Consider the following 18,400-nt stretch of genomic DNA (forward strand, 5'->3'; position numbering starts at 1 on the left):
TAACGATGGAAGAAAGGTTTGGTGTTTACAGTATGTTAAACCGGGAAGCAGCTTGGGCTCTTCTGAATGAATACACGACGAACCCGAGTCTCATTAAGCACGCATTGGCTGTTGAAGCTGCCATGCGTGCATATGCGCGTAAGTTTGGTGAAGATGAAGAACTATGGGGTATCACGGGTCTTTTACATGATTTTGATTACGAAAAATACCCTACGCCGGAAGAACATCCATTTGTGGGCAGCAAGATCCTTCGGGAAAAAGGTTATCCGGAAGAAATGATCCGAGCGATTCTTGGCCATGCGAATTATTCCGAAGTACCCCGTGATACTTTACTTGCAAAAGCCCTGTTCGCATGTGACGAATTGTCCGGATTTATCACAGCCGTCGCACTTGTCCGTCCTACCAAATCGATCTTTGATGTGGATGTCAAAGCGGTCAAAAAGAAATTGAAAGATAAAGCATTTGCGAAGGGAGTTAACCGGGAAGATGTAAAAAACGGACCGATCGAACTCGGTGTCGACATGGATGAGCATATCCAGTTCGTGATCGACGCGTTAAAAGAGCAGGCGGACGCACTAGGATTGCGCGGAGTTGCAGTGGAAGCATAAGAAGGAGGGCCAAAAGGCTCTCTTTTTTATGGGCTGGAACAATTTTGCGAACTGCTCTAGGTAGCTCTTCGGAAAAGAGATTTAAATCTTAGCCTCGCATTCCATCTGTACAAGCAACGAAATGGGTAACATGGGACATGTAGAAGGAATAATGGAAGCGAGCAAAATGGAATTCAACAGTTTTCCTGTTTTGTTAGAACGGGACAAGTGCATACAAAACTGATATGATAAAGTCAAATATTTTTGAGATCTTCCAGGGAGAGAGTGAGTTTCGCATGTCAGAAAATATAGAAATCCCTATTCGCGAGAAAAATATTGTGTTGATCGGATTTATGGGAGTGGGCAAAACGACGATTGGCAAACTGGTGGCGCAAAAACTTTACCGAGACTTTATTGATGTCGATGAAGAAATCGAAAAAATCTATAAAATACCGATCACGCAAATTTTTAAGGAATTGGGTGAAAAAGAATTTCGTAAATTCGAAAAGGAATTCATTGTAAACACTTGCAGCCAGACGAAACTGAAGGTAATTTCTTTGGGGGGAGGAGCTTTCTTACATGAGGAAGTAAGAAATGTGTGTCTATCCAGATGTATCGTGATCTATCTTGATCTATCATGGGAATCCTGGAAAGAGAGGTTGCCTTTAATCATAGACAGTCGCCCGGTACTGCAAAACAAGACTTTGGAAGAGATCGAAGAGATTTTTTTTAAAAGAAGAGAGGCATATGCCCTTCATAATTCAAAAATCTGCACGAATGATTTGCCACCTGAAACAGTGGCCGATTCAATCGTCGAATCCATAAAAATGGCTTGGGATCTTTACCAACCGCATCGTGAATAAATTTTGTGAAAAGCACCTCTCCGAGAGGCGACATGTGGCGGAATCCTTTCCATCAACAGCCCTTGATGGCTGTTTGAAAATGGCTCAGGAAACCGCCGCTTTCCGTTTCATGAGAAATTGTTGAAGTTCCTGAGTAATTCTTCGGTTATATGTTCAGGGAGAAGTGTAACCAATAGGCAAAGCTTATGCCGATTAACATATAAAACAGGGCAAATGCGATGTTCCATTGGGTTATTCGATACGGGTTGACTTTTATTTCACTGGATAAAAGTGAAACCGATACATTATATGGGCTATACATAACTGTCGCCAAGCTGCAAGAGATCAATACCAAAGCAAAAGAAAGCGAAGAGACCTGACTGAGAACGGGAGACAGGATTTTCACGAATAAAGTTAGGGAGACCAGCGGGTGGAAGCCGGCCAGGGCTGTGATGAAAAAATATACGCCGATTATAAGATAGAAAATGAACTTATGATTTATAAAATGGGCGAGAAAGGATTGCAGAATCGAGATCCACTCCATATGGGCGATCATGTCAACAAAAAATCCTGCAGTTAAAAACATAAAGAAATAGTTGGACAGATTATGGGTTTGTCGTTTCCAATGTGGAATCGTGAAGATCATATACCGCTTCCATTTTTTCATGATAAAAGCGATTGTAATTGAGAATGGAAGAATCACAAGGACAACGGAAAACAAAAAACCAAAGCCGGTCATTCGATTCATGAGAGAAACGATTACGATGAAGAGAATGAAAATACCTATTAACTGAAACATCTTTCTTTTGATCTTGTTTCTTTTGTTAAGATGAAGGTCTGAACATTGGATGGCTAAATGACTGGATGGATCCATAGAAAACAGCAATCTGTTTAGAATCATAAAAACGATAGAAAGAAGAAAGGTAAAAGGAAAAATTTTGTAATATGTTTCGTTTGTCGTGTCAATCGAGATACTGACGAGGACTTCAAAAGGACTCCAGGTTAAAGCGAGTGCGTAAGCTCTCAGAAGGCTTCTTGAATAAAAACGTCGAGTCATATCATCCGGAAAAGGATGTAATGAGAGAGACAGGGATTGAACCAAAAGGGGAATGGTTGCTATATTCAGGAAGATACCGAGTAGTTGGGTCACAAAGGCACTTCTTGTATAGAGTTGGGACAATTGTTTGGTTTTAAGCGTCAACAGTTGATTGAGTTGACGATCGAAATGTCCAATATGGATGATTGAACGAATAAACGGAAGCATAAAAAACAATGAAAGAAGTCCTAACATGGTTTCAAAGTGAAAAATAAAGGCATACCAAGGGGCATGAGAATAAAAAAAAAGGATCCAACCGGAAGACAGAAAAAAAAGCCCCGTTAAAAGATAAAGGCCAGAAGCTTTTCGAAAGGAAATCACAAGAGAAACGACAGCCAAAATTCCCATCGAATAGGAAAAGAGTTTCAGCGGAAAGAAATTTTTAACTATTTCCGGATGAGAAAGCCATCTTGATTGAACCATTTGCGGTTGTTGTCCATGCTTTTAAAAAGGTCGATATTAAACAAGATACCTCTGTAGCGATTATCGGTTGCGGAACGGAGGGTCTGTTATCTGCCGCATTTGCCAAATATTTGGGTGCCTGTGTAACGGCCATCGACATCAACGCTTCCAAGCTCGAATTGGTTGGGAGACTCGGTGATGTGAGAGCCGTTATGCCCCATGAAATACATGGAGAGACATTCGATGTCGTCATCGAAGCAGCCGGAACCAGGAAATCCTTTGAACAGGGATTACAACTCGTGAGTCCCGGCGGGGAAATGATTTTAATTGGAATGACGCAAGAAGCAACGATTCCCGTTTCTCAGTTTGTTAGAAACGAGCTCTCATTATATGGAAGTATTATCTATAATTATCCTACCGATTTTGTACAAAGCATCGAGTATCTCAGAGATCCCAAGTTAAATGCACACCAGATCATCTCACAGATCGTTCCTTTTTCCAGATTCAATGAGGCTTATGAGTTAGCCCTAACAGGCAATTATGGAAAGATCCTTTTAAATTTTAAGGAGGCCCGTAACGTATGAAAGAACTAATATCTCATCAACTCGTAATGTATCTTGAAATGCGTGGAGTCGAACACATTTTTGGTCTTTGCGGGCATACCAATATCGCGGTATTGAGCGCATTGGAGAAAAGCAAGATCAAATTTATCAATGTCCGACATGAACAAATCGCCGCGCATATGGCGGATGGGTATGCCCGGGCGAAAAAGCAGACTTCGGTCGTTTTGACTCATTTGGGGCCCGGATTGACGAATGCCGCAACGGGGGTTGCCAACGCTGCGTTAGATTCGATCCCGATGGTGGTGATTGCCGGGGATGTTCCAAGTCATTTCTATGGAAAACATCCGCATCAGGAAATCAATCTTCATTCGGATGCCTCGCAATATGAAATCTACCGCCCCTTTGTCAAACGTGCTTGGCGTGTGGATCGCCCGGAGCTGTTCCCGGAAATTATCGAAAAGGCATTCCAATTGGCCGAAAATGGCAGGCCAGGACCGGTTTTGGTATCCGTTCCTATGGACATTTTTTCGAAAGAAGTAGATGTCTCTTTATTTGAACGGTTAAAACACCATACCAAAACATTGCACAAGCCATCGATCGATAACGAAACTGCCAAACTGATGATCGAGAGACTGATCAGCGCCAAAAATCCTGTGATCTATGTGGGAGGGGGCATTCTGTTAGCGGATGCCTCCAAGGAATTAAGAGATTTGGTCGATCATCTGGGCATTCCGGTTGCGTACTCTTTGATGGGGAAAGGCGCCATTTCGGATGATCATCCACTCGCTTTGGGGATGACAGGTTTTTGGGGGACTCAATTTATAAATGATACGTGTCGTAACGCGGATCTCATTTTAGCTTTGGGGACTCGTTTTTCCGAGGCGGATTGCAGTTCCTGGGAACCGGAATACACGTTTAATTTTCCCACAACCAAACTGATTCACATCGATATCGATCCGAATGAGATTGGCCGCAATTATCCGGTGGAAATCGGGGCTGTCGCTGATCTGAAACAGGCTCTTGAGGTTCTCACCCGCGTTGCTAAAGAGATGGTTCCCGAAGGTAGAGAAAATTTAAAATTTAAACAAATAATAGTCGAATATAAGGAAGAATTTAGAAAGAAAAATCTTGTGCACGTCCAGGACAACTCCTATCCGATGAGACCTGAACGCATATTACAAGAGGTTCGCGAAGTCTTGCCGAGAGATGCTTATATCACAACTGACGTGGGGTGGAATAAAAATGGAGTGGGACAACAGTTTCCAATCTATGAAGCTGGTACCATTCTTACCCCTGGCGGTTATGCAACGATGGGATTTGGAGCTCCGGCTGCTCTAGGAGCTAAGATCGCTCAACCGGATAAAGTGGTGGTTTCATTAGTGGGAGATGGTGGTTTTGGACAAAACCCTTCTGTATTAGCCACCGCTGCGGAAGAAAACATACCAGTCATTTGGGTAATTATGAATAATTATGCATTTGGCACGATTGCAGGGCTGCAAAAAGCCCATTATGGAACAACCCATGGCACTGTGTTTCATAAAGAGGGTAAACCGTATTCGCCTGATTTTGCAGCCATAGCAAAAGCGTACGGGGTGGAAGGAATTAAGATTCAATCGGCAGATGAATTTAAGCCCGCCCTTAAACACGCCATAGAATCTAACAAGCCGTTTGTCATCGATGTAGCCATGTTAAATGAACCCGTTCCGACTGCTGGACATTGGAATATTATGGATATTTACTCTCCTAATAAGAAAGTTCATCACGTTGCATTAACAATTTAAATTTTATAAAGATCTTATAAAAAAACTAATCTTTTGGGAGGAAAATCAGATGAGCAAAAAAATGACAGTGAAAGAGGAAATGAGGATTAAAGTTTTGGATCAATTCAAAGATGCAAAAACATTGTGGCTTGGATTGGATCAGCCGGAGTTAAATCAGATCCGGAAAGTATTCCAACTCATAACTCCTGAAACCGTGGGGTCAAAACATATCATGGCAGGTATAACAATTTTTTCTCCCGGGGAAGCAAGTTCGCTTCATAACCATCCTAGTTCAGAGGAAATGGATGTAGTCATTAAAGGTTCGGGGGAAGTCGTCGATGCGCAAGGCAATCGACGTCCATTTAAAGAAGGTGACTTCATGTTTATTCCGGAAGGGGAATTTCACCAGCACGTCAATACCGGTAATGAACCACTTTGGTTACTATGGTGCTATAGTCCGCAAGGCTATTTACCAAAGGATTAATTGAAAAGGGGGGATATCCCCCCGATTGAAACCAAGGAGATGGATCTATGGAGTCAAAATTTAACGAACTATTTAGTTCCTTAGGATATGAAGCCTTAGAAGTAATTCTTGGTATTCATCCTCGTTCTATCCCAGAAACTGAGGTTATGAAACTTGTACACTTGATTTGTTTATCTGAAGAGAATGAATATTTGGAGTCGGAGATTCAAAGTATTATAGACGCATATCATGAAAATCCAGAATTGAAGTTAAAATTATTACTCAATCTTGTTTCTACCAAATTTAACATTCAACAAACGAAAGAGGAAGGTCAATGAGTAGATTAGCGTTAGAAGGTGTCAAGGTACTCGATGTATCTACCATGATTGCTGCACCGTTTGGTGCGGTATTGTTAGGGGACTTTGGTGCGGATGTCATCAAAATTGAAATGCCGGGTAAAGGAGATACTCTGCGGCATGTGGGACCTTTTTTAGATAAGGAGCCTTTACGCTGGCCTGGATTATCTAGAAATAAGAAATCTCTAACACTCGATTTGCATAAATCAGAGGGTGTTGAAATATTTAAAAAATTGGTTGAAAAGGTAGATATTTTAATTGAAAATTTCCGTCCTGGAACCTTGGAAAAATGGGGAATTGGATATGATGTTCTAAAGGAAATAAACCCTAATTTAGTTATGATTAGAGTGTCTGGATATGGGCAAACGGGCCCCTTTAAGGATAAGGCTGGATTTGGAACTCCTGCTACTGCCTTCAGCGGATTCACTTATCTTCAAGGTTATCCAGATAGGCCCCCTGTAAGCCCTTCTTTTTCTTTAACGGACTATATTACCGGTATTTATGTTGCTTTTGCGGCTGTCACTGCTATCTACTATAGGGACGTTAATCCGAAAGGTTCCGGCCAAATGGTAGATATTGCCCTTTATGAATCTGTTTTTCGAATGCTGGAATTCCTGATCGCCGAATATGACCAGTTGGGCAAGGTACGGGAAAGGTCGCCCGGATTAAGCGGTCATTCCAGTCCGGCAGGAACATTTATGACCAAGGATGGGCACTGGGTTGTATTGGTTACCAGTACAGACTCAACATTCGAAAGATTGGCAAAAGCCATGAATCGAGAGGATCTTATAACGAATGAGAAATTCTATACGAATGAAAGAAGGCTACAAAATCATGAAGAAACCAATGGAATTGTAGCTGATTGGATACGGAGCCTGCCTAGAGACGAATTGTTGCAACGATTGGATGAATATGGGGTTCCGGTCAGTCCAATTTTAAGTATAAAAGATATTTTTGAACATCATCATTATCAGGCGCGCGAAAATATTATTGAGGTCAAACATCCGCGTCTTGGCAAAATCAAAGTCCCGGGGTTTGTTCCCAAATTTGAAAAAACTCCGGGCTCTATTCGGAATATAGCGCCAGATCTTGGCCAACACAATGACGAGATTCTTGTCAATCTCCTAGGATTGTCGCCATCTACAGTAAAAGAGTTGAAAGAAAAGAAAATTATATAATTTCTCTATGATAATACTTTTGCGAAAAAAAGAAAAGTACCTCCTGTTAACATACGAGGTGTCAAGCTGCAGCGATGACCCAGAGGAGGTGCTTTTTTACAGCGATTCCTTGCTATTTACATGCGCCATGGTATGTAACGTGAATCACAAGTGTACTGGAGATCCAATGTGTGATCATACATTTTTTAACAAAAGGGGCCGTACTCCATGAAAACTACGTTTGAAACTTGAACACGAGAGAATTTAGGAGAAAACAAAAGAAATAATTATTTTATTGTGGGAGGCTATTAACAATGAAAAATGTTAGGTTAGCAGTGATGGGTATGAATCACGGGTATAAGTTTGCCAGTGACGCATAAAAAATACCAGGGGTAGAGCTTGTGGCTGTGGCAGGAGATAACGAGTTATCGGTGAGAAGAGCCAAGGAACTGAATGTGCCTTTATACACAGATTACAAGGATCTCGTGAATGAATGCAGTTTGGATGGTGTGATTATAGCCTTGCCCAACCGATTGCATAAAGAGGTAGCCGAGGTATGCGCTAACAAGGGATTGCATGTTCTTGTGGAGAAACCTATTGCTTCTTCTATTGAAGAAGGCGAAGCAATTATCCAAGCATGTGCGAGGAACAATGTCAAACTATTGGTGGGGCATCACCGCCGTTTTTCCAGTAAAATGACAAAGCTGAAAGAGATTATTTCATCGGGCAAGTTAGGAGAAATTGTAGGCGTAAACATGTTATGGGTACTTGCCAAAGATCGGTCATACTATTCAGAGAGCTGGAGAGTGGCTCAGGGTGGAGGCCCCTTGCTTATAAATGGCATTCACGATATTGACAACTTGAGATTTGCAACAGGTCTAAAAATAAAAAGCGTTTATGCTGTAGCGCGCAATAGCATTAGAGACAAGTGAAGGAGCAACCATCAATTATTTCGTATCTGACGGAATACCATCACCGTGGTCTTATGAATTTAATGTTAAAGAAAACCCTAAATATCACCGCTATAATGAAGATTGTTACTATTTCTTTGGTACAAAGGGAAGTCTATCTTTTCCAAGCTTTAACATGTATTCCTATGATGAAGAAAATTACGGATGGGAACACAAATTAATAATAGAAAAATATGAAGTCGAGGATAACGATCCGATGACTGCAGAGCTGTTGCATTTTGTCGATGTCTTGAGGGGAGAATCTGAACCCCTTGTGAGCGGGGAGGACGCACTTGAAACATTGAAAGTAATAAACGCAATCAGAGAGTCTGCCGATAAGGGGCAGAAGATTTATATTAACTAAACTATAAATAACTTTACGAAAAAGGGAGCCGAGATTTATCTGCTGTTCTCGAATATCGTTCACATGTAATCTTGGAGGTAGTAATCGACATAACTACGGTCAAACACATAGATGGCTTCCGAAGGTCAATTGAGGGAGGGTAAGCATGAATAGTAAAGTTGGAAATGCACGCTGGATTATCGCGATGTTACTTGGTATCGGTTGTGTTGTCAATGTATTCGACCGTACGAATATGTCGGTTGCAACAGCATCACTTATGCAGGAATACGGTTTATCAAAAGTACAAATGGGCATCATCTTATCGGCATTTTCATGGTCATACGCTCTGACTCAAATACCAATAGGCATTTTGTTAGATAGGATTGGGATCAAGTGGATCATGCGGATCGGAACATTGCTCTGGTCTGTTGCTACCTTAATGACAGCTATTGTGAGTGGAAAGGGACTCATCATACTTTCCCGCTTGATTCTTGGCGTTGCCGAAGCGCCAATGTTTCCAAGTGCCTCAAAAGCGACAGGGTATTGGTTTCCAGTTAAGGAGCGTGGTCTTGCTACTGCTGCTTTCGACGCTGCAGTAAGGTTTTCCAATGTCATCGGTGTTCCTATAGTAGCTTGGTCTGTATCACAATGGGGGTGGCGTGGCGGTTTTTGGCTTACTGGCATATTAAGTTTGTTCTATGCGATTGTGTACTGGATATTGTATCGTGATCCAACAGAGGCTCGGTTTTTATCTGATACTGAGCGTCAGTTTGGGAGCATTGAGAAAATCAAAACTTCATACGATGAGTATGTCTCTCCCGTTAATGTTGTTAAGTAAAAAATGATTGTTAACTAGATATGAAGTTTCCAAGCTGTAGAAGCTCAATTATATTATGGGGAACGCATTGGTTCAACCAAAATATAATAGAAAAGTATTAACATCCATTTAGTAGCATTCACAATTCAGTTACAGCTTGAAAAACAAAGATCAAAAAATCTGGTTCATCACCACGAGTAAAGTGAGGATTATTATGTCAAGTGGAATGTCGCTAAATCTGACGAAAAAACTACTTATTTTTTCGTTAGTTTTATTATTTATTCCAACTATTATATTAGGTTTAATTTGTTATTATAATGCGAAAAAGGAATTAGACATTTCTGGTGAGATTCGATTAAAAAACAATGTTGATGCTGCAATAGGAATGATTGGTGAATTGGACGAAAAAGTAAAAAACGGTAATCTTACACTGGATGAAGCCAAAAATATGGTAGTGACAACTTTCATAGGTAAGAAGGGGGGAGATGGAAAGAGAATTCCATTAAAAAAATTGGATCTTGGTAAAAATGGTTATATGTTTATAAATGATAAAAATGGTGTAACACTATATCATCCTTCATATGAAAAAGAAGGGAAGCCATCTTGGAATGACCAAGATAAAAATGGAAAGTTTACCACAAGACAAATAGTACAAAACGGGATACATGGAGGAGGCTTTACATATTATTACTGTACAAAATTAGACAACCCCAATGAAGTAGCTGAAAAAATAGTCTATTCAGAACTTGACCCGCATTGGGGTTGGATTGTTTCAGCGGGTTCGTATACGGATGATTTTAATCAAGGGGCCAATCATATACTTAATGTTTTATTTATTGTATTGGCAAGTGAATTATTCATTGGATCAATAATTGCAATTTTATTTGTCAAGCATATATCAAGACCTATTATTTTAGTCTCACAAGCGATTGAAAATGTAGCGAATGGTAATCTGGATATAGAAAGAATAGTGATAAAAAATAAAGATGAAACCGGAACGCTTGCAAAATCATTCAATCAAATGATAGAGAATCTTCGAGAGTTAATAAAGTTAGTGAGTACGAATGCTGAATTTGTTGCTGCCTCCACAGAAGAACCATACGCTAGTGTTGTAAAAACCACACAAGCTACAAATCAGATTACACAAACAATTCAAGATATGGCGAACGGATCAGAGATGCAGGCAAATTATGTAGAAGACAATAAAAAATCTTTGCTAGAAATGACAGCAGGAATTCAACGTATCGCCGAATCGTCTAGTTTTGTATTTGAAACATCGGTCTTGGCTGCCAAAGAATCAGAACAAGGGAATGAATTCATTCAAAAAGTTGTTCAACAAATGGCATCAATCAATTATTCGGTAGATCAATCGGGAAAAGTAGTAAAGCTGTTAGAGGATCGATCGAAACAAATAGAGAAGATTACAGGAATGATTGCCGATATATCCCATAAGACTAATCTTTTGGCATTAAATACAGCAATTGAAGCCGCCAGGGCTGGAGAACATGGACGAGGCTTTACGGTGGTAGCCCATCAAGTTAGAAAACTTGCAGAGGAATCAAAACAATCAGCTGATCAAATAGCGAATTTGATACGGGAGATCCAATATAATACGAGTCGAGCCGTTGAGGCTATGGATCAGAGTGCGAAAGAAGTAGAATCTGGAATGAATATTGTTCAAGAAGCAGGCAAAGCTTTTCAACGTATCTTGAAGGCAGTATATGATGTGTCAAGCCAAATTCAAGAAGTATCAGCAATCTCCGGACAAATAGCAACAAGTTCAAAGGAAGTTTCAATTTCAATTCAGGAAACTGCCCGAATTACGAAAGAATCGGCATCTAATTCTCAACTTGTGGCAACTGCAACCGAAGAACAATTAGCGCCTATGGAAGAATTATCTTTATTAACAGAATCTTTGTCCAAAGTTGCAGAGCAAATGCAATTGTTAACCAAAAAATTTAAAGTATAAGTAGTTTATGCTGGACCCTTTGTTACCCTATGCTATTTCTGGAGCCACAGCTTTTGTCATTGTGAATGTAGCTAACCATCTCAACATTCAGTTTTTGAGTAAATTCTTCCAAGCATACTGCAAAAGTCATGTTTGCGTTATTACCTAAAACATCAATTGTTCCCCAGGTATATTCTACTTCTTCAACCATGCGACTCACATCTCTCCAAACGAACATCGGACTGAATGGCTATGGCTTCTCCGCCATCGTTGATGAATTAACGAACTACTTCATTGGCAAGGAGTTTCAAAATTTAGAAATATAAGTCCAATATTACCTAAAGTCAGTAAGAAACTTTATAACCTGAGGCCGATCCTGTCAAGGGGAAGCTCCATGACAGAATCGGCACCAGCATATGGAGAGTAATTAAGAAAGCTAGCCGAACGAGCAAGCAAGGTCAAAAAAATGAAAATGGCCTTGCCTAGTCTCTTATTGTCTTTTTTTAAGAAACACAACTTTTCTGTAAAGAGGGCTTGCATTTTTTCATAATTGAGAGGATGGGGGTTAGTCATCCCCTTCCACTCGATCTATTCATTTTTCGAACATGATCATCGGTTCATGCAATGGCTGTGAATCATCTTTTTCGAACCGGATCGTCCAATTAATCACTTTCCCGGTAATGAAGACGGCCAAGATGGTATACAAGACTTTGTTCAGTGGAAGGAAAAACAAGGATAATCCCAAGACGATTAAGTCCAGGATAAGAAACACGTTTCCGATGGATATCCCTGTATATTTGCTGGCGAAAATGCAAAGCAGGTCTTCGCCTCCCGTGGCGCCACCTGATCGCAAAACGAGGCCTGCGCCCAAACCGGTAACCAGTCCAGACAGAATCGAAGCCACGATCATCGTATGGCTGAAGTCTAATACCAGCGGAGAAAACCATTCAAACAATTTGTAGAACAAAGAGAAGGCAATAGCGCCCAAACTCATTCTCAGGATAAATTGGGGACTTTCCCTGAAAAACGCAAGGACGAAAAACGGGAGATCCAAGAAAAGCACCGAGATCGCAGGGGAAAAATTAAAGACATACTTCATCAAAAGCGAGAGGCCGATAAAGCCGCCATCAGACAAATCGTTTTGGAAGTTGATGTGGTAATAGCCAAAGGCCAAAATAAACGTACCCAATAAAATCATGATCATTGAGCGAATACTTTGTTTGCTCATGTAGGTAACCTCTTTCCGTAGTGTCTGTCATCAAACCAACTACGGTAGAGGGAAGATCGGTTGTTGAGATCGTATCATCTCTCTTGCCCGTAGTCGGTTGTGTTTTAACGGTTACAACCACACTACGGCGCTAGGTATATGAGAGATCAAATCGTTTCCATATCTGCCTTGAGGGCAACATGGTTTCGAATCCTTTCTGTTATGGATTTAATTATAGTATAACACAACGCGTAAAGAGGCGCTTGGTTTTTCGCAAATCAAGGGTCAGAGCCACAAAGATCACCTTTCGTTTATGTTCTTGAAGATTGGCACCATATTTTTGCTCACATACACACACTTTCATCGTAGAGACATGACGGGATCATTCGTCATGTTTTTTTGTTGTGTCCGCGTTTCCCATTAAAAAAGTATACTTTTTGTAAAATTGAATAAAAGATATTGTAAAATTAGAGTGAATTTCATGTACATCCCCTTGAGGAGAGAAAACATTTGATCAAAATGGTTATAAGTTTTATCATTAAAAGAGTGAATAGCACGTGCATCGGGTTGGGGGATTTGACGTGATCCATCGATTCCTGAAAAACTCATCCCATAAAAATGAAAACTTGAAACGAATCTATCATCTCATACAAAAATATGGATCTGTTTCAAAGAGTACTTTAATTGAACGAACCGGTTTGAAACAGAGCACGTGTGCACGTCTGATCGAAGAACTCCTTGAGGCCGGATTGATTATTGAAAGCGGGTTCGGGGAATCGAGCGGAGGGCGCAAACCACTTATGTATCAGATTCAACCGGATCTTTATTATGTGATCGGGGTGGATATTTCGCGCACTCATACAAAAGTTCTACTCATGGATTTGAATCTCACAGTGAAAGAAGATGCAAAGCTTTCAATGGATCAGCAGAGCACACCGGGTGTGACGATGCGATTTATCGAAAATCAAATTGAAAACATGCTCGAACGGAAGCAGATTGACTTCTCGCGAATCTTGGGAATTGGCATTGGCGCGGTTGGCCCTCTTGATCGGGAGCACGGAATGATTATCAATCCGCTTCATTTTCCTGCTTTTGGGTGGGAAAACGTCCCTGTCTGCAGGATGCTGGCGGAAAAATTTCATACAACAGTGTTGTTGGATAACGGTGCGAATACGGCCGTCTTAGGGGAATACCGGAATGGGTTATGGAGAGAAGTAGACAGTCTTGTTTACAATCTCACGGGTATAGGATTTCGCTGTGGTGTATTAACCCGCGGACAGGTGGTGCGAGGGCCAGTAGATATGGAGGGGGCTTTCGGACATGTAGTGGTTGATGTTCACGGGCATAAGTGTACGTGCGGCGCTTACGGGTGTTTAGAAGCCTATGCGACAATTCTTGCAATCAGAGAAGAAGTTATTCGTCGTCTGAAGAGAGGAAAGCCTTCTCTCCTGTACGACAGAGTCTTGGATGCGGAACAGGTGGATTTCCAAGACATCTGTTGGGCGGTAAAGGAGAATGATCCGTTATGTTGCGATGTGATTGCAGATGCCGCTTTTCATTACGGAATTGGATTATCGAATATGATCTATTTGATTCACCCCGAAATGATAATCTTGGGGGGAGCATTGGTCACGGAAATGGATTTGTTTTACCGAGTGGCTACGGAAACCGCTATAAAGAGGGTGAAGCTGTACCCAGGGTATGATGTGAAATTCGGCCGAGGGAGTCTCGGTGAGAACGCGGTTGCTGTCGGTGCGGGTTGTATGGTACTTGACTATTATTTACAGTGAGGTATGGACGAAATGGTTCGGACATATAAGGCGACACTTTTATGGAAGATTTTCGTGATGTTCTTAAAAGTTAGTCCCATAACCTTTGGGGGAGGATATGCGATGATCCCGTTGTTGGAGAAAGCTGTTACCGAGCAGAAACATTGGCTAAACAGAGAGGAGATAATCGACGTGTTAGCCGTTTCGCAGATAGTCCCGGGATCAGTCGCTGTTAACGCTGCTACCTTTATCGGATACAAACTGGCTGGAACCTCCGGTGCTCTTAGTGCGACATTAGGGATCATAACACCCACCTTCCTGATTGTCGTTCTGTTGGCAGCCTTGTTTTTGGGATACCAACAGAATCCCATTATTCAAGCGGCTTTTTTGGGAATTCGACCGGCTGTTGTAGCCTTGATTTTATTTGCAGCGTTTAAGATGGGAAAATCGGCAATTTTAGATAAAACAACGACTGTTCTCGCAGTAGCATCCTTAATCATCTTCTGGCTTGTACCTGTTAACCCGCTTGTCATCCTCTTGCTAGGCGGGGCGACTGGCATACTGATAAAGAGAAACGCGAAAAAACAAGAATCGAAGTCTTTTTAAGAAAGAGCATGTAAAGAAATTACCGAGTACGGGGAGAGGGAACTATGTTATGGAGCTTGTTTGTATCATTCCTTAAAATAGGTTGTATCTCCTTTGGTGGTGGTTATGCCATGATACCTGTGATGGAAAACGAGATCCAAAAGCATGGATGGTTAACCGCTCAACAATTCACAGACGCAATCGCCATCGCCGGTATGTCCCCTGGCCCAATCGCACCGAATTGCGCCATTTTTGTCGGATACAAAATAGCAGGAATTCTTGGGGCGATCACTTCCCTATTCGCCATATCGCTTCCTTCACTTCTTCTCATCCTCTTGATCGCATTATTTTTCCGAAAAATACAGGATAAGCCTGTCGTGCAGTCAGCTTCTTACGGGTTGAGACCGGTGATCACCGGGTTCATCGGTTATGCCGCCATCCGTTTTGCCATTCAAAATCATCTGGTGGGTGGTGAACACTGGTTTGACGGACGTGGACTCCTCGTTATGTTTGCGGCTTTGGCCGTTCTTCTATTAACGAACATCCACCCCGTTTTGGTGATCTTGTTCTCTGGTGTTCTTGGAATCGTAGTTTATCACTAAAAGAGGGTGATGGAACAAAATGATTTGTATCTTTTCGTTACAAAAAAATTTGTAAATAAAATAAAGGGTTTCCGTACGTAATCTAGTCGATCCAGGAGCGTAACGATGATATTGGCTTAAGTGTCGGATTTCTTATTCATTTAATTGTAAAAAAATAAAAAACCCCAACTAAGTCAGAAGAGGTTTTAGGCAGGAAGTAAACCAGCATTGAATTTTTTCAAAAAAGTGAAAGGGTCGAAAAAATGGATATTCTCAAGGATTTGAAGTGCTTCATAGTTACCCATCTCCAGATTGTACTCCTTGATTTTCTTTAAAGAGTAGTCATTGGAGATAACATATGATACAGAAGCGCTCAAAGCACATTCAACAAACATTCGATCATCCCTGTCGGTTATCCATTGTATCGGCCACTCATATTTAAGTTTGACGTGCTCAGAGTTAAAAGCAAAACTTATGAGCAATTTCCTTATATCACGACGACTCAATTTTTTAGTTTTGTATTTTCTGTGTTGCTTTGTTAATTCGATGTCAATGACTTCGTCTATTTCCAGAAACATTTCCTCAGACATGACAAGTTTTAAATGACCTTCTACGACGAGATCTATAATTTGGGTACAAACTCGGGTCAATTGGTGATCGTGGTTGGAGCCTAACAAACCATCCACGAACGTATTTGTATCGATGACAACCCGCATCATTAACGATTATTTCTTTTTGCCCTTGCTTGTATGACGGATTCGGCTACTGATTCTGAAGTCCGTTCTCCATTAGCAGCAATTTCACGTCCAACTTCCCGAAATACTTCAAGGGCTTTCCTGAGTGACAAAGGTTGGGCACCCTGTTTTTTCAACTGATCCAATGTCATAGACATATCAAATTCCCCCATCTCGTCTCGATCATTTCCTTGTGTCACTGTCTGTCACCACCTAGTTTATATTGGACCGGGGTAAACCGTCAATGATACATTTGCAACTAAATAGTAGTATCCGGTCGTGTACTAATTTTTTATACACCGTAGCTTACGGATAGACCAATTTTCTATTTGACAAGTAGTGTATAACAGAAAATTCACAATATAATTCGGGATATATTTCATACATACTCATTACAAGCAAAAGAGTTTATAATCATATATGATGAATGATATTTATGGTATACGATTTTTGAAAAAATTATTGAAAATCATATATATTTTTGTGTATGATATAAGCATGGAAAATCAAAAAAAAAACATCAGCAAAACACAGTATGCGTATGAAGTCATTCGTTCCCGAATTGTAGATGGAATTTATGGGCCTGGTCATCGAGTCGTGATCGATCAAATCGCTAGAGAGTTGAAGTTAAGCGCTATTCCTGTACGAGAAGCCATACGACAACTGGAATCAGATGGATTTATTCAATATAAACCGTACAGCGGAGCGATTGTGAGTAAGATTAACGAAGCAGAATACTTGGAAACGTTGACTGTTTTGGCGGTGCTCGAAGGATATGCAACAGCTCTCAGTTCGAAAACGATTGCGCAAGAAGATTTGAAGCGTCTTGAAATGGTTAATGAAGAAATGAATGAAGCCCTTTTTAACTTTGAGTTTGAGCAATTCGGGGAACTGAACCGCAAGTTTCATTCAATTATTTACGAACGCTGTGGCAATTCTCGTTTATTAGAAGAGATTCAGCAGGCCTGGCAACGAATGTCTCAAGTGCGTCAATTCGGCTTTACCTTCGTGCCACAACGTGCTCGTGAATCGGTCAAAGAGCATGCTCGCATCATCCAAATGATGAAAGAGCGAGCTCCTTTTGCCGAGATCGAAGAATTTGCAAGACAACATAAACTGAATACTGCAAAAGCCTTTCAGGAGCGAAAAGTGGAACCGAAAATAGAACAAAGTGTCACCAGATTTTTATAAAAACACATAGAAAAAAGTCTAGAAAAACGATGTAGAAAGGAAGATCAATTATTTTTTTATTTAAAAATATCTAAAAATAAAATGTAGTAAAAATAATATTATTTTAAGGAGGTTTTTTTATGTACCAAGAAGCCAAACAACGCTTGCGTGGATCGATCGCTCCGATTGTGACTCCATTTGATGAAAACATGAATGTGGATACAGAAGCGCTTAAAAAACTGATTGAATGGCATATTGAAAGCGGTACACATGGAATTTCCGTGACGGGGACTACTGGAGAACCCAGTTCATTAACCATTGAAGAGCGTGAATTGGTCATGGAGACGGCGATTAAGACTGCAGCAGGGCGTGTACCTGTTGTACCGGGAACGGGATCCACCAATCATGCGGAAGCTTTACATTTAACCAAACGAGCGCAGGAAATGGGTGCTGATGCGGCTATGGTGATCGTTCCTTATTACAATCGCCCCAATCAGCAAGCATTGTATAACCACTTCAAAATTATTGCCGATTCGGTCGATATACCGATTATTATTTACAACATTCCTGGAAGAACCGCTACGAATTTGGAAGTCAAGACGCTTGCTCGCCTGGCGGAAGATTGCAAAAACATCATCGGTGTCAAAGAATCGAATAAAGATTTTGAACATGTCAATCGAGTGTTGCTCAACTGTGGACGTGATTTTCTGCTTTATTCCGGTATTGAACTTCTCTGCTATCCTATGCTGGCAATCGGTGGAGCCGGTCATGTGAGTGCGACCGCGAACATTGTTCCGAAGGAAGTTGCCGATCTCTACAATTACTGGGTGGCAGGTGAAGTGGAGAAGGCGATTGAACTTCATTACAAACTGATGCCGTTAAACGACGTTTTATTTAAGGATACCAACCCAGGTCCTTTGAAAACGGCGATGGGTATGATGGGCAAAATCAATCCGGCGCTTCGCTTGCCGATGGGTCCTCCTTCCGAACAGTTGCAGGAAGAAATTCGTCAAACGTTGATCGAATACGGCTTGTTAGATCAGCAAGTAGGGATGAAGAAATGAAACATG

21 protein-coding genes are annotated in these 18,400 nt (G+C 41.1%); 16 read left to right on the forward strand and 5 right to left on the reverse strand.

All coding sequences use genetic code 11. The features are described from left to right. Positions 1-32 precede the first annotated feature (32 nt). Positions 33-608: an HD domain-containing protein gene (locus DNHGIG_RS12710; protein ID WP_282199933.1), complete on the forward strand. Its 576-nt coding sequence runs from the start codon at positions 33-35 to the stop codon at positions 606-608. 275 nt (positions 609-883) lie between these two features. After that, entirely contained in the window at positions 884-1,450 is a 567-nt protein-coding gene (locus tag DNHGIG_RS12715; RefSeq protein WP_282199934.1) for a shikimate kinase, read from the forward strand. A gap of 145 nt (positions 1,451-1,595) precedes the next feature. Here DNHGIG_RS12715 and DNHGIG_RS12720 read toward each other — a convergent pair whose 3' ends face one another. Continuing rightward, entirely contained in the window at positions 1,596-2,693 is a 1,098-nt protein-coding gene (locus DNHGIG_RS12720; RefSeq protein WP_282201419.1) for a hypothetical protein, read from the reverse strand. 242 nt (positions 2,694-2,935) lie between these two features. Between DNHGIG_RS12720 and DNHGIG_RS12725 the strand changes: the two genes are divergently transcribed. From DNHGIG_RS12725 to DNHGIG_RS12760, 9 genes are all read left to right on the forward strand, one after another. Next, positions 2,936-3,511 carry a zinc-binding dehydrogenase gene (locus tag DNHGIG_RS12725; RefSeq protein ID WP_282199935.1) on the forward strand — a complete coding sequence of 192 codons (576 nt, stop codon included), beginning with the start codon at positions 2,936-2,938 and terminating at the stop codon, positions 3,509-3,511. After that, positions 3,508-5,271: a thiamine pyrophosphate-binding protein gene (locus DNHGIG_RS12730; protein ID WP_282199936.1), complete on the forward strand. Its 1,764-nt coding sequence runs from the start codon at positions 3,508-3,510 to the stop codon at positions 5,269-5,271. The genes DNHGIG_RS12725 and DNHGIG_RS12730 overlap by 4 nt, the downstream gene beginning before the upstream one ends. Before the next feature lie 49 nt (positions 5,272-5,320). Then, positions 5,321-5,734, forward strand: coding sequence for a cupin domain-containing protein (locus tag DNHGIG_RS12735; RefSeq protein WP_282199937.1), 414 nt, complete (start codon positions 5,321-5,323; stop codon positions 5,732-5,734). A 47-nt stretch (positions 5,735-5,781) separates the two neighbouring features. After that, positions 5,782-6,051 carry a hypothetical protein gene (locus DNHGIG_RS12740; RefSeq protein ID WP_282199938.1) on the forward strand — a complete coding sequence of 90 codons (270 nt, stop codon included), beginning with the start codon at positions 5,782-5,784 and terminating at the stop codon, positions 6,049-6,051. Beyond that, positions 6,048-7,247: a CaiB/BaiF CoA transferase family protein gene (locus DNHGIG_RS12745; RefSeq protein ID WP_282199939.1), complete on the forward strand. Its 1,200-nt coding sequence runs from the start codon at positions 6,048-6,050 to the stop codon at positions 7,245-7,247. The genes DNHGIG_RS12740 and DNHGIG_RS12745 overlap by 4 nt, the downstream gene beginning before the upstream one ends. A gap of 380 nt (positions 7,248-7,627) precedes the next feature. Continuing rightward, positions 7,628-8,158 carry a Gfo/Idh/MocA family protein gene (locus DNHGIG_RS12750; RefSeq protein ID WP_282199940.1) on the forward strand — a complete coding sequence of 177 codons (531 nt, stop codon included), beginning with the start codon at positions 7,628-7,630 and terminating at the stop codon, positions 8,156-8,158. A gap of 154 nt (positions 8,159-8,312) precedes the next feature. Beyond that, the gene (locus DNHGIG_RS21060; protein ID WP_369414710.1) at positions 8,313-8,540 is read left to right on the forward strand and encodes a Gfo/Idh/MocA family oxidoreductase; all 228 of its coding nucleotides are present in this window, start codon (positions 8,313-8,315) and stop codon (positions 8,538-8,540) included. A gap of 145 nt (positions 8,541-8,685) precedes the next feature. Beyond that, positions 8,686-9,357 (forward strand): MFS transporter, encoded by a 672-nt coding sequence (locus tag DNHGIG_RS12755; RefSeq protein WP_282199941.1) that lies wholly within the window; start codon positions 8,686-8,688, stop codon positions 9,355-9,357. Positions 9,358-9,550: 193 nt separating this feature from the next. Further along, on the forward strand, positions 9,551-11,305 hold the full coding sequence (locus DNHGIG_RS12760) for a methyl-accepting chemotaxis protein (protein ID WP_282199942.1): 1,755 nt from the start codon (positions 9,551-9,553) through the stop codon (positions 11,303-11,305). A gap of 22 nt (positions 11,306-11,327) precedes the next feature. Here the strand turns inward: DNHGIG_RS12760 and DNHGIG_RS12765 are convergent, their stop codons facing one another. Both DNHGIG_RS12765 and DNHGIG_RS12770 read right to left on the reverse strand, forming a co-directional pair. Then, positions 11,328-11,495 carry a hypothetical protein gene (locus DNHGIG_RS12765; protein WP_282199943.1) on the reverse strand — a complete coding sequence of 56 codons (168 nt, stop codon included), beginning with the start codon at positions 11,493-11,495 and terminating at the stop codon, positions 11,328-11,330. 381 nt (positions 11,496-11,876) lie between these two features. Next, positions 11,877-12,512 carry a YitT family protein gene (locus DNHGIG_RS12770; RefSeq protein ID WP_282199944.1) on the reverse strand — a complete coding sequence of 212 codons (636 nt, stop codon included), beginning with the start codon at positions 12,510-12,512 and terminating at the stop codon, positions 11,877-11,879. Positions 12,513-13,072: 560 nt separating this feature from the next. Here DNHGIG_RS12770 and DNHGIG_RS12775 point away from each other — a divergent pair. Genes DNHGIG_RS12775 through DNHGIG_RS12785 form a run of 3 tightly spaced genes read left to right on the forward strand, consistent with a single transcriptional unit; the run spans position 13,073 to position 15,447 of the window. Beyond that, positions 13,073-14,281, forward strand: a complete 1,209-nt coding sequence (locus tag DNHGIG_RS12775) for an ROK family transcriptional regulator (RefSeq protein ID WP_282199945.1) — start codon at positions 13,073-13,075, stop codon at positions 14,279-14,281. Positions 14,282-14,293: 12 nt separating this feature from the next. Beyond that, positions 14,294-14,866, forward strand: a complete 573-nt coding sequence (locus tag DNHGIG_RS12780) for a chromate transporter (protein WP_282199946.1) — start codon at positions 14,294-14,296, stop codon at positions 14,864-14,866. Positions 14,867-14,910: 44 nt separating this feature from the next. Further along, positions 14,911-15,447, forward strand: a complete 537-nt coding sequence (locus tag DNHGIG_RS12785; RefSeq protein WP_282199947.1) for a chromate transporter — start codon at positions 14,911-14,913, stop codon at positions 15,445-15,447. Between the two features lie 185 nt (positions 15,448-15,632). Here DNHGIG_RS12785 and DNHGIG_RS12790 read toward each other — a convergent pair whose 3' ends face one another. Both DNHGIG_RS12790 and DNHGIG_RS12795 read right to left on the reverse strand, forming a co-directional pair. Beyond that, the gene (locus DNHGIG_RS12790; protein ID WP_282199948.1) at positions 15,633-16,145 is read right to left on the reverse strand and encodes a putative toxin-antitoxin system toxin component, PIN family; all 513 of its coding nucleotides are present in this window, start codon (positions 16,143-16,145) and stop codon (positions 15,633-15,635) included. Continuing rightward, positions 16,145-16,360, reverse strand: a complete 216-nt coding sequence (locus DNHGIG_RS12795; RefSeq protein ID WP_282199949.1) for a hypothetical protein — start codon at positions 16,358-16,360, stop codon at positions 16,145-16,147. Before DNHGIG_RS12795 ends, DNHGIG_RS12790 begins: the two co-directional genes overlap by 1 nt. A gap of 298 nt (positions 16,361-16,658) precedes the next feature. On the opposite strand from DNHGIG_RS12795, the gene DNHGIG_RS12800 reads away from it, so the two are divergent. Continuing rightward, a complete protein-coding gene (locus DNHGIG_RS12800) occupies positions 16,659-17,351 on the forward strand; it encodes a GntR family transcriptional regulator (RefSeq protein ID WP_282201420.1) in 693 nt (230 codons plus the stop codon). Between the two features lie 119 nt (positions 17,352-17,470). Then, positions 17,471-18,394, forward strand: a complete 924-nt coding sequence (gene hpaI / locus DNHGIG_RS12805; RefSeq protein ID WP_282199950.1) for a 2,4-dihydroxyhept-2-ene-1,7-dioic acid aldolase — start codon at positions 17,471-17,473, stop codon at positions 18,392-18,394. Positions 18,395-18,400: the final 6 nt, after the last annotated feature.

Source organism: Collibacillus ludicampi, assembly GCF_023705585.1.
GTDB classification, from domain to species: domain Bacteria; phylum Bacillota; class Bacilli; order Tumebacillales; family BOQE01; genus Collibacillus; species Collibacillus ludicampi.